A 15,655-nucleotide genomic window follows, 5' to 3' on the forward strand; every position below is an offset into this window, starting at 1 on the left:
ACGTTAAACAATTGATTTAATAGCGTAACTTGCTAAATTTTCATATGCTTTAAAAGCACCTGTTGCACCGCGATTGGACGACAACGCTTGATTTTTAATGGTTCGTGCTCATTATAAGCCCTTATATATCGTTGTTTATTATCGTGCTAATCGCAAATCTATATGTACTATTTATAAATAACGGTTCATTAGCGATATTTATCGCTATATCTTTTAGTATCTTTTTCATTTAGTCAAAAGGCCAGACCATCATGGGAACATTGATTGGCGTTATCATTGTACTATTCGTATTAGGGAGTATGATGGCGCTCAAACCGAACGGTATTGATCAGCGTTTGGATAAGCTGCGTATGACCGCGCGTCGTTTACAGCTCAATCCAAAACTTGTTTCGTGCCCTGATTGGATCAAAGGTCGTGATAATGAGTATGGCCGCGGTATGCTTGGACAGTACTGCCTGATATTTGAAGACACTAAACTGCCGCATACCCGTTATCAAGTGATTGATGGACAGTGGCGACCAGACAGCAGTTTTGTCGATACCAGTACAGATGATAAGACGCTTACTATTCCCAGTGCGATTCGTTCTAGTCAAATCAGCAATAATCCAGTAGTCAAAAAAAACTGATTTTAGCTTGGATCAGGTGCCGTTAGAGCTACCCGTAAGTATCGAACCGTTTGTTAAAGGTCTATTGACTAAGGCAAATAGCATTATTATTTATTGGGAAGATATTGCTTATGTACGTCCAGCATCTAATCCTACGTATCATCAAAAACGGATCGAAGCGGACTTATTAGTGCTCAAACAAAACCTTGAGAAGTGGGCGCTACAGATGCAAAAACAAGCATAAACCTAGTAAAGCGTTTTTTTCGTCTCCATTAAAGGGCAATATGCAAGCGGTTTGTCATATTCAAATTATTTAAAGTTGACAGTTTAACGCTTAGCAGTGTAACGTCTTTATAACTATATCTTTATTTTATGGTTATTATTTGTTTTATAACCTTTTTTATCAGCAGCGATTATTACTATAAATAGTTGAACCATGGTCAAACCATGAGTATCCGCTTCCATAAATTGCCGTGCTGCTGAATTTAACCTTACTTTTAATTTACTTATATTATGGTGTCGTCAAACATGGCAAAAACCACAACCAAAAAAAGTCCAGCACCAGCTGCTGACAGCCCAAAGGGTAAGTCTTTGGTGATTGTAGAATCACCAGCCAAGGCAAAAACGATTAATAAATACCTTGGTGATGACTTTATCGTACGCTCAAGTATCGGTCACGTCCGTGATTTGCCCGTCAGTGCGAGCAAAAGCGCAAAAAAAAGCAACAACTGCTAAAAAAAGATGACAGTCTGACCAAAGAAGAAAAAGCGCAGCAAGCACTGGTACGCCGCATGGGTGTAGATCCAGAGCATGACTGGGCAGCAGTCTATGAAGTACTACCAAACAAAACCAAAGTCATCAAAGAGCTTAAAGCACTCGCCAAAAACGCTGATAAAATCTATCTAGCAACGGATATGGATAGAGAAGGGGAAGCGATTGCTTGGCATCTAAAAGAAGTCATCGGTGGCCCTGATAGCAAGTATCAACGTGTGGTCTTTAACGAGATTACCAAGTCAGCTATTCAAAGTGCGTTTAAACAGCCTTCAAAATTAGATATTGACCGTGTGAACGCGCAGCAAGCCCGTCGATTCTTGGACCGTGTAGTCGGCTTTATGGTATCGCCACTATTATGGCAAAAGATTGCTCGCGGACTGTCGGCAGGCCGTGTACAGTCAGTCGCTATGCGCTTGGTCGTCGAACGTGAGCATGAAATTCGCGCGTTCATTCCAGAAGAATACTGGCAAATTCATGCGGACACGCACATTGCTAATGGTAAAGCCAAAAAAACCTCAGACGCTGAGCAAATCGGTATCCGCTTAGAGGCGACAAAACAAGGTGGCAAAACCTTAAAGCTTGGTAATAAAGAGCAGACCGATAAAGTTTTAGAGGTGCTCAAAGCAAGCGACTTTATCGTCAAAGAGCGTGAAGAGAAACCAACGCAATCACGTCCAAGCGCACCGTTTATTACTTCGACCTTGCAGCAGGCTGCTAGCACGCGCTTAGGATTCTCTGTTAAGAAAACCATGATTTTAGCGCAGCGTCTATACGAAGCCGGTCATATTACTTATATGCGTACCGATTCGACATTCTTATCAGGCGATGCACTTGCAGCTGTCCGTGGTCATATCGAAGACAGTTATGGCGCAAAATACGTACCAGAAAAACCAAAATTCTATGGTAACAAGCAAGGCGCACAAGAGGCGCATGAAGCGATTCGTCCTTCTAATGTCAATATGAAGTCAACGCAGCTCAAAGGTGTTGAGCGTGATGCGATACGTCTATACGAGCTAATCTGGCGTCAATTTGTGGCGTGTCAGATGTTACCTGCCAAATATCTGTCAGTGAACCTGTTTGTAGGCGCAGACGATATCGAGCTAAAGGCCCGCGGTCGTACCATGGTATTTGATGGTTACACGAGAGTGATGCCACCAGCTAAGACTGACGATACCTTACTGCCTGATGTCAAAAAAAGGCGATAAGCTAAACCTAGATAAGCTAGATCCAAGTCAGCACTTCACTAAGCCTGCGCCTCGCTATACTGAAGCCAGTCTAGTAAAAGAGCTTGAGAAAAAAGGTATCGGTCGTCCATCGACGTATGCCTCAATTATCTCAACCATTCAAGATCGTGGTTATGTGAAGTTAGAGAACAAGCGTTTATTTGCCGAAAAAATGGGCGATATCGTCACTGATAGATTGACAGCTAGCTTCCCAGATTTAATGGATTATACCTTTACTGCTGCGTTAGAGGACAAGCTCGATCATGTGGCAGAAGGTGAGCAAGACTGGAAAGATGTGCTTGATAATTTCTATGGTGAGTTTAAAACCACTCTAGAGCGTGCCAAAGAAAAAGACGGCATGCGTCCAAACGATCCAACTGACGTGCCAGATGTTCATTGTGATATTTGCGATCGTCCGATGCAGCTGCGCACAGGCTCAACAGGTGTATTCTTAGGTTGTACTGGCTACAATCTACCGCCGAAAGAACGTTGTAAAGGCACCAAAAATCTAATGCCAGTTGAAGCATTCGCTAATCTAGATGATGCGGAAGGTGATGACGAAGCGGCAGAAGTTAAAGATCTGATGGAGAAAAAAACGCTGCCCGAAATGTGGTACGGCGATGAATGGTTACATCGTGGATGGTGGCCTCAAACTACACATTTGCGGTAACAACCCTGATTGCGATGGTTATATCCTAGAAGAAGGCAAGTTTGAAGTTCCTGGCTCAGATGCACCAACTATTGACTGTAATAAGTGCGATGGGCAGATGGAGCTTAAAACAGGACGCTTTGGTCCGTATTTTGCTTGTCAAAACTGTGATAATACGCGCAAGGTACTAAAAACTGGTGAAGCAGCGCCGCCTCGTATGGATCCAATCCATCTGCCAGAGCTAAAGTCGACCAAGCATGATGATTATTTCATTTTGCGTGAAGGGGCGGCTGGGATGTTCTTAGCAGCGTCTAAGTTCCCGAAAGTGCGTGAGACACGTCCGCCAAAGCTGGCTGAGCTACGAGAAATTAAAGACAAGATGGAGGACAAGTTCCAGTATCTGTTTGCAGGACCAGATGAAGATCCTGAAGGTAACCCAACCATCTTGCGCTGGTCACGTAAGAAAAAAGAGCAGTATATCGGCTCTGAGAAAAACGGCAAGGCCACACGTTGGGGTGTTTACTGGCGTAATGGTGAATGGGTAGAGGAGTAACTATTAGTTAAAACTAATATAGTGCTTTTATAGCGTCAGACTCATTTAATGTACTATAGGTACAATTTACATTTGTCTTTCTTGTATTGGCTTCAACAAACCTAATAGTTACTTCCAATAAAAAAACCCTCTTATAATTTAAGAGGGTTTTTTATGCTTGTAATATTTCTTCTAAGCTATTTCTATATTTATAGAATTAACCTAAATTAATAGATTTGGACAGTATTAGTTTTTTACAATGATACCACAACCAATACGATCGCCTGCATTACCTGAAGGCTGACTGGTATAGTCGTCAACGCCAGCATGTACGATAAAGGCCAAACGATTTACGCTGTATTTACCTGCTTCAGTTGCCGCGATTTTCTTATTCACATAATTGATAGTAGCAACACCATCTTCATTAGCAGTTAAGTTTGGCAAGTCACCAGCATGACCATTCATATCATCTGGATTAGAGTGTGGCTTGTTGTCTGGGTTGAAGTGACCGCCTGCTGCTTTACCCATAACGTCACAGCTGCCTGTTTCGTGGATATGTAATGAGACAGTTCTACCTGGCTGTAGGTTAGTAAGTTTACCGTAAACTTGGACGCCGCCATCGACTGGACGTAAGAAAACTTGACCAACTTCTTTCTTCTCACCATCTACTGTTTGTATGGTTGATTTTAGCGTCGGCTGTGCTAAAGGATTACCCGTTTGCATTTGACTCTCTACGGTCTGGCAACCAGTCATTGCTAACGCTGAACCGCATAATAGGGTACTTGCAAGTAATGTCTTATTCATTATTATCTCCAATTGTTTGAGTTGTTATTTTTAATCTTTATGAAAGCCACGAATATCTATCGTTATCGTTCTATAAAATCGGTGTCAATATTCGTTAACATCGGAGTCAGTATAGCCAAGCTAACTCTATAGTTATTCATCAAATGCGCAACAATCAGTTAATAAATGTAAGTAACGTATGGGTTTGAAAAACGAACTAAGGTAAATAATTTCTGAAATTAAATGGCTTTAAATGCGTGGGAAACTTACTAAGAAGGCTATGAATTGCAAGTAGATAAATAATAAACAGGCATAAAAAAGCCGCCCATCATTGTGATGAGCAGCTCTTATTTTTTTAAGAATTGGCTAACGAATAATCAATTAATTGTGTAGTGCTTTACCAGAGGTTTTATCAACGGTCACTTTTGCAGGTTTGATTGGTGTTGGCATACTGACCAAAGCAACCTTTAAGATTTCTTCAATCGTCGCGACTGGCTGAATGGTTAAGCCTTCTTTCACGTTATCAGGAATATCAGCCAAATCTCGCTCATTAGTCGCTGGGATCAAGACATGCTTGATACCACCGCGATGTGCCGCAAGCAACTTCTCTTTGAGACCGCCGATACGTAGAATTTTACCGCGTAAGGTAATCTCACCTGTCATCGCAATATCTGGACGAATAGCAATACCTGTCAACGCAGAGACTAGCGCTGTCGTCAGTGCACCACCAGCAGATGGGCCGTCTTTTGGCGTGGCGCCTTCTGGCATATGCACATGGACGTCTGTTGTTTTAAACGTTTCGTAGTCGATACCTAAGCTATCACCGCGAGCACGAACCACACTCATAGCCGCGCGAATCGACTCTTTCATTACATCGCCTAGTGAACCGGTAAAGCTAAGCTCGCCTTTACCTTTCATACCGACCGCTTCGATGGTCAATAGCTCACCGCCGACCTGAGTCCATGCAAGACCAGTAATACGACCAATTTCAGGCTCTTCTTCAGCCAGACCGTAGTCATACTGATGTACACCTAGATAGTCATCGATATTTTTGTCATCGACGGTCACTAGCTGACGTTCTGCTTTTTTTCGGAGCGCGAGCACCATGAGTTTCAACCGAACCGCGAACCACTTTACGGCAGATCTTGTTCACTTCACGCTCAAGGTTACGCACACCTGCTTCACGCGTATAGCTACGCACAATGCTGTGCAATGCTGCTTCAACAATCTCAATTTCACCTTCTTTAAGACCGTTTTGCTTAATCGCTTTTGGCACTAGGTATTTCTGTGCGATATTAACTTTTTCTTCTTCGGTATAACCCGGCAGGCGAATGACTTCCATACGGTCAAGCAGTGCAGGTGGAATATCCATACTGTTGGCAGTACAGATGAACATCACTTGCGACAAGTCTAAGTCCATGTCTAAATAATGGTCGTTAAACGTATCGTTCTGTGATGGATCCAATACTTCAAGCAATGCTGACGCTGGATCACCGCGGAAGTCTTGCGCCATCTTATCGATTTCATCCAATAAGAATAGTGGGTTTTTGACTTCTACTTTTGCAAGTGACTGAACGATTTTACCTGGCATTGCACCGATATAAGTACGGCGATGACCACGAATCTCGGCTTCATCACGTACGCCGCCAAGCGCCATACGTACAAACTTGCGACCCGTGGCACGGGCGATAGATTCACCCAACGAGGTTTTACCGACACCTGGAGGACCGACGAGACATAGAATCGGGCCACGAAGTTTCTTCACGCGTGATTGCACGGCGAGATATTCTAAGATACGGTCTTTTACATCTTGTAGACCGTAATGGTCTTCGTCTAATACCGTCTTAGCTTTATCTAAATTGATAGATACTTTGGTCGTCGCATTCCACGGCGTGTCCAAAATCCATTCAATATAGTTGCGTACCACTGACGATTCGCTTGATGCAGGCGGCATCATTTTGAGCTTTTTGAACTCTTGCTCCGCTTTTTTGCGCACATCTTCTGGTAGGTCAGCATCTTCTAAACGCTGCTCTAGCTCAGCCACATCATCTTCACCATCGAACGCGCCGTCATTCATATCTGACAGCTCGTTTTTAATGGCTTTCATCTTTTCATTTAAGAAGTATTCACGCTGATTGTCTTCCATTTGCTGACGAACAGCATCTTGGATATCTTGTTCGATATTTTGCTCAGCACTTTGCTTGACTAGATATTCAGTCAAAGTATTGATATGCGTTTTGATATCGTCTTCTTCTAAGAAAGACTGTTTGATATCAAGGTCCATCGACACACGAGTTGAGATGAAATAAACCAACTCAAGCAAGTCGTCAATACGTTTGGCCACACGAGTCAGCTCACGTGCATTGCGAAGTCGCGCATCTGCATAGCTTTCGAATAATGTGGTTAATGCTTGAATGGTGTTTTTCTGTTGACTCTCATCCATGCTGACATCAAGGTCGGCACGTTCAAATCTCGCCATTAATAAATCGTCATGGCCTTCTATATTATCGACACGAGCGCGGTATTGACCTTCGATCAATACTTTAATGCAGTTCTCATCGCTATCGTGTGGCATGGTGCTAACGATGCGACACACCGTACCGTACTGATACAAGTTATCTTGATCAATATCTTCGGTCAGTGAGTCTTTTTGCGCGACTACCAGTACTTTGTTGCCATACTCAGCCTGTGCCAACTCAACCGCTTTCACCGATGGCGCGCGTCCCACAAACAATGCAATCTGCATATGTGGATAGACGACGACGTCGCGTAATGCTAACAGTGGCAGATAGCTTTCATCTTCATTGTCTTTGGCAGCGTTGGATGAGGCATTTGACGCATCCGTAGATGAGCTTTCTGTCTCATTATTCGCATCGGCACTGATGTTAGCGTCAGTGTTGGTATTTGCATCAGACGTCGTGTCAGTGTTTAGGGCAGATGATACATCGATGTCGATGTTGTCTTTATCAATATTATGTTCACTCATATGTTTTTCCTCGTTCCCCAGACTTGTAAGTCAAGTTCGTGTTCATGTTTAGATAAATGGTGCTCACGAAAAAAAATTGCAAGGCTGAATGGTGAAGTCGTCTGCTTATCTTTGTTAAATAGTTGTTTGAGCGCCCAGTAAGCAATGCTATTAATGTTATCAATACTGTGTCGACAGGAGTATGACTGGTCTATAAATGATAAAGACAGTCAGAAATTAGAGAAGAGGGTTTGAATGTATAGGTAGCATTTGGCTGTCTGTATTGATGGCTAATTGGTTCTATGCGTAGGCTTTATACCCAAAATAAGGTAAACTGGCGCGCGTCTAAAACAGGCTCTCATATTGAGACGTTTTAGACAACAGGGCGATATTCATTAGTTTCAATATTCATAGGTCTCATTAAGACTAAAGTATAAAGAACAAGGGGCAACACATGGCCATCAATGCAGTATTGCTAGCAGTTATTATCATGCTAGGACTGTCACTTTCGCGAGTGCACGTGGTGCTCAGTTTATTAATCGGCGCGCTGGCAGGTGGACTGCTGGCAGGGCTTGGTATTACTGATACGCTCAATGCTTTTCAAGAAGGCATCCGTAATGGCGCAGAGATTGCGCTGTCATATGCACTGCTTGGGGCGTTTGCGGTAGCGATTGCTCATTCAGGTTTGCCGCAGTCATTGGCAGGTGCGGTCATCAAACGTATTGATGCTGCGGGTACGAGTGGCATGATTAAATATATGCTGTTTGCAGGTCTTATCACCATGAGCTGCTTTAGCCAAAACTTAATCCCCATTCATATTGCCTTTATTCCACTGCTTGTACCGCCACTATTGTTAGCATTTAATCGCATGCAGATTGATAGACGCCTGATTGCTTGTCTGATTACGTTTGGACTGGTCACCACCTATATGTTTATTCCTTATGGCTTTGGTGATATCTACCTCAATCAGATTATGCTAAAAAACGTGGGTGAAGCGGGCATTGATGTTGCTAATATTTCTGTGGTGCAAGCCATGGCGATTCCTGCGTTGGGTATGCTAATTGGTTTACTGGTTGCCGTATTTATCAGCTACCGTAAGCCACGCGCATATCAGCAGATTGCGATAGATCAGCAAGCGCATGATGCAGTAGTAGAAGGTGATGCATTAAGCAAAACTGCCGCTGGTGCACAGTCGCAAAGTAAGCTAAAGACGCTGGTTGCACTGGCTGCTATCGTGACTGCTTTTGTGGTGCAGCTATATACTGATTCGCTACTACTTGGCTCGATGTTTGGCTTCGGTGTGTTTATGGCCACTGGCGTGGTGAAGTGGCGTGATGCTGATAGCGTCTTTAATGACGGCATTAAGTTGATGGCGATGATTGGCTTTATTATGATTACCGCGCAGGGCTTTGCTGAAGTAATGAAAGCGACTGAGCAGATTCAGCCATTGGTCGATGGGGCAGCATCGCTGTTCGCTGGTAACAAAGCAATGGCCGCATTTATCATGCTATTGATTGGTTTGATTGTGACCATGGGCATTGGTTCTTCATTTTCGACCATTCCTATTTTGGCTGCGATTTATGTGCCGCTGTGTATCTCTTTAGGATTTTCGCCATTGGCTACTGTGGCGATTATCGGTACGGCTGGCGCGCTTGGGGATGCCGGTTCGCCTGCGTCAGACTCGACATTGGGGCCAACCTCTGGTCTAAACATTGATGGACAGCATGACCATATCAAAGATAGTGTGATACCGACTTTCTTACACTACAACATTCCGCTACTCGCATTTGGTTGGATTGCAGCGATGGTGTTATAAGTGATTTGGTCAGCCCTTTAACTCAATCCAAGTATCTAACAAAAAAGACGCTTATCGGTAAGCGTCTTTTTTTGCATTAGTTATAGGATTGTTAGAATAATTAAATTAGACGGTTATCTTAAGTACCGATATCTTGCTTTATACTTTCTATATTTTTGCGCAACAGGTATACGAAAAACAGTGTAATGAATGGGTCATAAACACGATCTAGCCTCAAATCACCGTTGATGTATTCAATAGTGGCCAACCCAAACAAAGATAGTAGAATCAAAGAAAAGCATTGAGATATAGGGATCAAAAAATGTAGAAAAGATGTGCTGCTAGAGGACTTTATATGACGCATTTCAATGTGAGTGCTAAGCGCGAAGGTATAAAATGCTGCAAGCGCTAGCAAAAAGGTTCTTAGTTCAGCAAAATCAAAGCCGTCGTAATCATAAATATAAGCCGCAGGCGTGGCCAGTAGTAATAGCACGAACAAATAAAAACAAACTTGTAGCGAAGCGGGCGACATAAACTCTTTTTTTACTTTGTCCACGATCAACGACCTATACTGTAATGATAATTATTTGCGATAAGTATAGTTTATAGGTTATATAGAAACAATAGTTTGGCAATAAAAAGAAAACGTCGATCAAATCAAACTAACATATAACCGCGTTTATTCAAATTGTGCTCTATCATTTATAGATGTTATTCATCAAAATCCCCAATCTCACTATTCAAACTACTCAAAAATGCATCACTTTGCGCAAGCAGCTCATTTAAGCGTTCTTCATTGACGAGCTGTGTCATTTCTTCAGCGCTAAACGGTTGCTCTTGACTGTAGTAGCGTTGCTCTCTAGCGTCCTCATTGCCTAATGTCTGCAAATACTCATCCACACTGTCTGCAATGGAATCAGCAGCGCTAGAGTCTTTTTCAAATTGTTCATCATCTTTCATCAAAACCACCTTATGCCGCTTGGCGTAATTAAGCCATCTAGTGGCACATCCCACGGTTGACGCGCTAATTGTTCAACCACTTGAAAATCATAGCACCAGCCTATCTTTAACGGCCTTGAAGCCCTGAGCGATAACTTTTCCCAAGCGTCGTATCATAGAACCCGCCACCCATGCCCATTCGGTTGCCATGTTCATCGACCGCGACTAACGGACAAATAATCACGTCTAGTTCTGACGCCCAGAGCAGGGCGCGACTGTGGTTCTGTTTCATGCCTAATTGATGAATGCAAGTGGGGATATTAATCAATTTTGAATGATAAACAGGTACGAAGCGCAGGCGTTTATCATCATTGCCATTGCTAGTACGACCAAGAGAACCAACAATTGGTAAATAAGGTAAATAGCCTAAGCGTTGACACCAGTCTAATATTAGCTGAGTAGGTAGCTCACCAAAGCCATCATAATAAAGCCCAATGCGTGCATGTGTAGGCAATCGCTGCTGTAGTTTGGTCAAATGTAAGCTTGCAGACTGAGCAAGTTGTCTACGTTCTCCATCGCTCAACTGACGGCGTTGGCGAGTAAAGTGTCGTCTAGGCGGGTTACTTAGTGTGGGCTCTTGTGAGTTAAAAGTTTTTGGCTCAGTGGGCATAGTTTTAGAGTGCATAGGTATCTTATCCAATGAAGTATCAGATTGGTGGTGACAGGCGTTTTTAGACAGGCGTTTTTAGACATTCGTTTTTAGGCATCGCTCAAGGCTATTTGTGAATATTCAACACGCCTTAGTCATGCTATCATAACGCCACTTTACATCGTATTTCCGTTTATGTGCAGCAGCTGTTGCACTTTTTATCGTTCAGTTATTTAACAACAAACCAGTAAAGAGGGTAGTTATGTCGACACAGAATCAGGCAACTCGTACCGAAAAAGACACCATGGGCAACGTAGAAGTCCCAGCTGATGCTTATTGGGGTGCGCAAACTCAGCGTAGCCGCGAAAACTTCAAAATCGGTGGCGAAACATTGCCGCGTCCAATGATTGAAGCGATGGCACTGGTCAAAAAAAGCTGCTGCGATTACCAATGCAAGCCTAGAGCGTATCGAAGGCGACAAGCGTGATCTCATCGTACAAGCCGCTGACGAAGTCATCAACGGTGGTCTGGTCGATCAGTTCCCATTGGTCGTATGGCAGACAGGTTCTGGTACGCAGTCAAACATGAACATGAACGAAGTATTGGCCAACCGTGCCAACGAAATCGCTGGTTCTGAGCGTGGCAGCTACACGCCAATTCACCCAAATGACCATGTGAACCACGCACAGTCTACCAACGACAGCTTCCCAACGGCGATTCGTGTGGCTGCTGCTCGTCAGATCAACAGCTTATTGATTCCAGCGGTAACAGCACTACGCGATACGCTAGCGGCAAAAGCCAAAGAATTTGATAGCATCGTAAAAATCGGCCGTACGCATTTACAAGACGCTACGCCTTTGACCCTAGGCCAAGAGTTCAGCGGCTATGTGAGCCAACTTGACCATTCATTGACTCGTATCGACAATGCACTACAAGGTCTATATGAATTGCCACTAGGCGGCACTGCAGTTGGTACTGGTCTAAATGCCCATCCTGACTATGCAGTAAAATCAGCTGAGCAACTATCAACTTTGACTGGCTTGCCATTCGTTACATCACCAAACAAATTTGAAGCACTAGCCGCTCGTGATGCAGAAGTATTTGCCTCAGGCGCACTAAAAACGCTAGCAGCTAGCTTAAACAAAATCGCTAATGACGTACGTTGGTTGGCATCTGGCCCTCGTTGTGGTCTGGGCGAGTTGACGATTCCTGAAAACGAGCCAGGCTCTTCTATCATGCCAGGCAAAGTAAACCCAACGCAGTCAGAAGCAATGACTATGGTTGTCGCTCAGGTTATGGGTAACGACACAACTATCAGCATGGCTGGCGCATCAGGTAACTTTGAGCTAAACGTGTATAAGCCAGTTATCGCCTTTAACTTGTTACAGTCTATCAAGCTGCTTGGCGATGCTTGCAACAGCTTCAACGAGAACTGTGCCGTTGGTATCGAGCCAGTAAAAGAGAAAATTGATGACTTCTTGCACAACTCATTGATGCTAGTCACGTCATTGAACCGTCATGTTGGTTATGAAAATGCTGCGAAAATCGCTAAGACTGCTTATAAAGAAAACAAAACTTTGAAGCAAGTTGCGGTTGAGCTAGAGCTACTAACTGAAGCGCAGTTTGATGAGTGGGTAATTCCTGCTGATATGGTACATCCTAAGTAAGCAGTAGACCAAATAATGACCTGCTACGGCGTCAGACTTGCTTAACGTACGATAAGTACAGTTTGCACTCGTCTTTCTGGTAGCAGCATCATATTTATTCCACTGAGAATTTAGAAATAAAAAGACCTTGTCACTTCTTATAAGAGTTATAAGAGAATGTGGCAAGGTTTTTTTGTCTATATTTTTCAAGTTAGCGCTATATTTTATCTAGGGGACATAATCTCAAAGATTGCTTATGGACCAGTATAACTATTATCATATACCTGCAGGATTTTAGAAAAAAAGACAATAACCTAAATCGGAGTAAATAATGATTACCCATGTTCCTGATATGACTTTTAAAACTCGTGTTCGTGATGACTCTATTGGCGGAGACAACCCGTTCACATGGTATGATCTAACCACAGATGAGTTATTTGCCAATAAAAAAAGTGGTTGTGTTTTCTCTACCAGGTGCCTTTACACCAACTTGTTCAAACAGCCATCTCCCTCGTTATGAAGAGCTTTATAATGAGTTTAAGGCATTGGGCGTAGATGAAGTAGTTTGTATTTCTGTCAATGATGCGTTCGTCATGTACCAATGGGGTCTAAAGCAAAACCGTGAAAACGTTTTCTTACTTCCTGATGGTAATGGTGAGTTTACGCGCAAAATGGGCATGCTTGTTGACAAAAGCAATGTTGGCTTTGGTATGCGCTCATGGCGTTATTCGATGGTTGTCGATAATAAAGAAGTTAAGAAAGTGTTTAAGGAAGCTGACTTTGGCGACAACTGTCCAATAGACCCATTTGAAGTATCAGATGCGGACACTATGTTAGCGTATTTAAAAAGTAACGCTTAGATTCCATTGAGTTTGTAGTGTGGGTGGTAACCCGCAAATCTATAAATTTATTGAATAAAAAGACCTTGTCACGTTATATGACAAGGTCTTTTTTATGACAATTTAGGCTCAATTAAAACTTATAAAGCAAACCAAGTGTCGTCGCTGCTTCAGTACGTGAGTCGACCATTGGACTATCGTACTGCTCATTGGGTACATAGCTCACGCTTTGATTGGCAAATCCTGCCCAGCGCTCATTAAAGTCATAGTTGGCACTGATATTGATATATGGGTTCAAGCTAGAGTTAGATTTATAAGCGTCAACGCCTGTTTTAGCGGACTCTTTTTCACTGACACCATAGTAGTACTCGTTGTAGTCAGCATCATGATATTCAAAGCCAATACTTGGATAGACCGTTAGCTTGCCTTTAGTGATTCTAGAAAGGTAGGTCAAGCGAGCCGTGTTGCCGCCACTACGATCTAATACATCAGCACCTATCTGCGCGCGGATGCCGCCAATAGCCGTACGACGCTGATAGCTTAGACCTGCTTCTGCTGATGATTTACGCTCATCCAAACCTTGCAGTGCGCCATTGGCATCATCAGGCTCAAACTCAGAACCCGCAAGCTTGGCATAAGCAGATAACTGATTGACACCATCATTGATCAGATACGCACCAGCTTGCGCACCGCGTACATAGACTTTATTGTTGTCATAAAATGCACCTGGTAGCACGCGCACTTCAGTACTGTCTTCGAGATCATAGGCTGATTTGACTGCCATGACATTGACCCCAACGCTGAGCTCAGCATCTTTGTCAGTCGGCAAGTTGTCATTAAAAAGTGCGGCGTTAGACATGCTAGCCACACTAAATAGTGCAGTAGCGGTGAACGCGCTAAACATAGTACGTGTAGAGATATTAGGTAGCGCTGCAAGTTTTAACATAATTGGATCTCGTAAGTGAGTATAAATAACTGAGTGGTGCGGTTAAGCAAAACATGTTCAAAAGGACAAACAATAAAACGAATCAGTAATATAGGTCAGTATGCTGTTTTTGGAGTCTATATAGCAATGATAGATAAGTATGAGCATTTACTCAATGGCTTTTAGTACTTGCAGTAATTGCTGATGAATATCTTGCCACCACCAGACAAAACCAATGCTAATAAGTAACATCGCAAGCCATGGTAATAGTTGCCAGATAATGGAAGGTTTTTTTAAGTGCTTTGGGTTCAATACTATTATGAACAGTGCCATTGTTTAACGGTGAGTTGTTAGCAGTAATGCTATCGGCATATATATCTGCTGTATTCGTTTCATTGTTGGCAAACGCAGCATCTTGCTCGGTTGAATTGGCATCAATATGAGGCGATTGGTCGATAGAAGTGGCATCATACGAGCTTTGATTATCGTATTGTGCACGATATTGGCCACTATACTGACTGTTATATGATGAGTTGTCTTGAGTACTGTATGAGTAGTTGGTTTGATAAGGGTTAAACGTGCGCTGCTGCTGAATCGCTGCATTCTGTATAGCAACGGCTAGACGCTGACGGTAGCCAATGGCAAAAGCCAACGCAATCACTAGTCCTGTGATTGCGCCACCGATATGACCAGCATTATCAATACCCGGTACGGCAAACCCATAGACGAGGTTGATGCCCATAATAAATATCAGGCTTTTGAGGTTAAGCACCATGCCATTGACCGATATTTTAAACAGTGCAGCGATTAATAATGCCGCGCCAATACCCATGATACCGCCTGACGCGCCAGCTGATAGTCCAGGCTGTCCTGTACCATCCAATATACTTTGCCATGTGACATAGTTATTGAGCAAGTTGCCACCGATGGCTGCCAACAAAAACAATGCCAAAAACTTGGCTGAGCCAAACAGCGGCTCGGCAATCTGCCCAAAGAAATACATGCAAAGCCATTAAATAGTAGATGCATGAGACCAATGTGCAAAAACGCACTACTGGCCAAGCGCCATGGGTCATCCATCATCGTTAAGGGTAAGGCGTTGGCACCCCATTTAACTAACGCTTCAGTTGACGGGTTATTGGCATCGACGCCCGTGACTAGCTGCATGACAAATAGCCCGATAAAGCTGGCTAATAGCAGGGTAGTGACGGGCGCTGTTTTTAATAATTGTTGAATGGTCATAAAGGCTAACTGTCATCAAAAAGTTATAGAGACAGTATAAAGGGTATGAGCAAATTATGTTATGTGTAGCCGGTTTTAAACGTTGATTG

9 protein-coding genes and 4 pseudogenes are annotated in these 15,655 nt (G+C 43.2%); 6 read left to right on the forward strand and 7 right to left on the reverse strand.

From position 1 onward, the window contains the following. The first annotated feature begins 251 nt into the window (after nucleotides 1–251). The 3 genes and pseudogenes from TT11_RS06885 to topA all read left to right on the forward strand — a co-directional run bounded on the left by TT11_RS06885 (nucleotide 252) and on the right by topA (nucleotide 3,804). The gene (locus TT11_RS06885) at nucleotides 252–626 is read left to right on the forward strand and encodes a hypothetical protein (protein ID WP_261869741.1); all 375 of its coding nucleotides are present in this window, start codon (nucleotides 252–254) and stop codon (nucleotides 624–626) included. A gap of 7 nt (nucleotides 627–633) precedes the next feature. Next, nucleotides 634–849, forward strand: coding sequence for a hypothetical protein (locus TT11_RS06890; protein WP_261869742.1), 216 nt, complete (start codon nucleotides 634–636; stop codon nucleotides 847–849). 284 nt (nucleotides 850–1,133) lie between these two features. Next, a pseudogene (gene topA / locus TT11_RS06895) lies at nucleotides 1,134–3,804 on the forward strand (type I DNA topoisomerase). A 225-nt stretch (nucleotides 3,805–4,029) separates the two neighbouring features. On the opposite strand, the gene TT11_RS06900 reads toward topA, so the two are convergent. Beyond that, the gene (locus TT11_RS06900) at nucleotides 4,030–4,587 is read right to left on the reverse strand and encodes a superoxide dismutase family protein (RefSeq protein ID WP_179797811.1); all 558 of its coding nucleotides are present in this window, start codon (nucleotides 4,585–4,587) and stop codon (nucleotides 4,030–4,032) included. 360 nt (nucleotides 4,588–4,947) lie between these two features. Next, nucleotides 4,948–7,354 (reverse strand): annotated as a pseudogene (lon, locus tag TT11_RS06905) (endopeptidase La). Nucleotides 7,355–7,985: 631 nt separating this feature from the next. Between lon and TT11_RS06910 the strand changes: the two are divergent. Then, nucleotides 7,986–9,347, forward strand: coding sequence for a Na+/H+ antiporter family protein (locus tag TT11_RS06910; RefSeq protein WP_261869745.1), 1,362 nt, complete (start codon nucleotides 7,986–7,988; stop codon nucleotides 9,345–9,347). Nucleotides 9,348–9,465: 118 nt separating this feature from the next. Here TT11_RS06910 and TT11_RS06915 read toward each other — a convergent pair whose 3' ends face one another. The 3 genes from TT11_RS06915 to TT11_RS06930 form a co-directional block, all read right to left on the reverse strand. Beyond that, nucleotides 9,466–9,882 carry a hypothetical protein gene (locus TT11_RS06915; RefSeq protein WP_261869747.1) on the reverse strand — a complete coding sequence of 139 codons (417 nt, stop codon included), beginning with the start codon at nucleotides 9,880–9,882 and terminating at the stop codon, nucleotides 9,466–9,468. 155 nt (nucleotides 9,883–10,037) lie between these two features. Beyond that, nucleotides 10,038–10,286 carry a hypothetical protein gene (locus TT11_RS06920; RefSeq protein ID WP_261869749.1) on the reverse strand — a complete coding sequence of 83 codons (249 nt, stop codon included), beginning with the start codon at nucleotides 10,284–10,286 and terminating at the stop codon, nucleotides 10,038–10,040. 106 nt (nucleotides 10,287–10,392) lie between these two features. After that, on the reverse strand, nucleotides 10,393–10,950 hold the full coding sequence (locus TT11_RS06930) for a 5-formyltetrahydrofolate cyclo-ligase (protein WP_261869751.1): 558 nt from the start codon (nucleotides 10,948–10,950) through the stop codon (nucleotides 10,393–10,395). Nucleotides 10,951–11,176: 226 nt separating this feature from the next. Here TT11_RS06930 and fumC point away from each other — a divergent pair. Further along, nucleotides 11,177–12,581: pseudogene (fumC, locus tag TT11_RS06935) on the forward strand (class II fumarate hydratase). Between the two features lie 407 nt (nucleotides 12,582–12,988). Beyond that, nucleotides 12,989–13,420: a peroxiredoxin gene (locus TT11_RS06940; RefSeq protein ID WP_261869753.1), complete on the forward strand. Its 432-nt coding sequence runs from the start codon at nucleotides 12,989–12,991 to the stop codon at nucleotides 13,418–13,420. 112 nt (nucleotides 13,421–13,532) lie between these two features. Here TT11_RS06940 and TT11_RS06945 read toward each other — a convergent pair whose 3' ends face one another. Together TT11_RS06945 and TT11_RS06950 are read right to left on the reverse strand one after the other, a co-directional pair. Continuing rightward, nucleotides 13,533–14,345, reverse strand: coding sequence for a MipA/OmpV family protein (locus TT11_RS06945; RefSeq protein WP_261869755.1), 813 nt, complete (start codon nucleotides 14,343–14,345; stop codon nucleotides 13,533–13,535). A gap of 217 nt (nucleotides 14,346–14,562) precedes the next feature. Then, a pseudogene (locus tag TT11_RS06950) lies at nucleotides 14,563–15,566 on the reverse strand (rhomboid family intramembrane serine protease). Nucleotides 15,567–15,655 lie beyond the last annotated feature (89 nt).

Source organism: Psychrobacter sp. JCM 18901 (assembly GCF_000586435.1).
Classification (GTDB): domain Bacteria; phylum Pseudomonadota; class Gammaproteobacteria; order Pseudomonadales; family Moraxellaceae; genus Psychrobacter.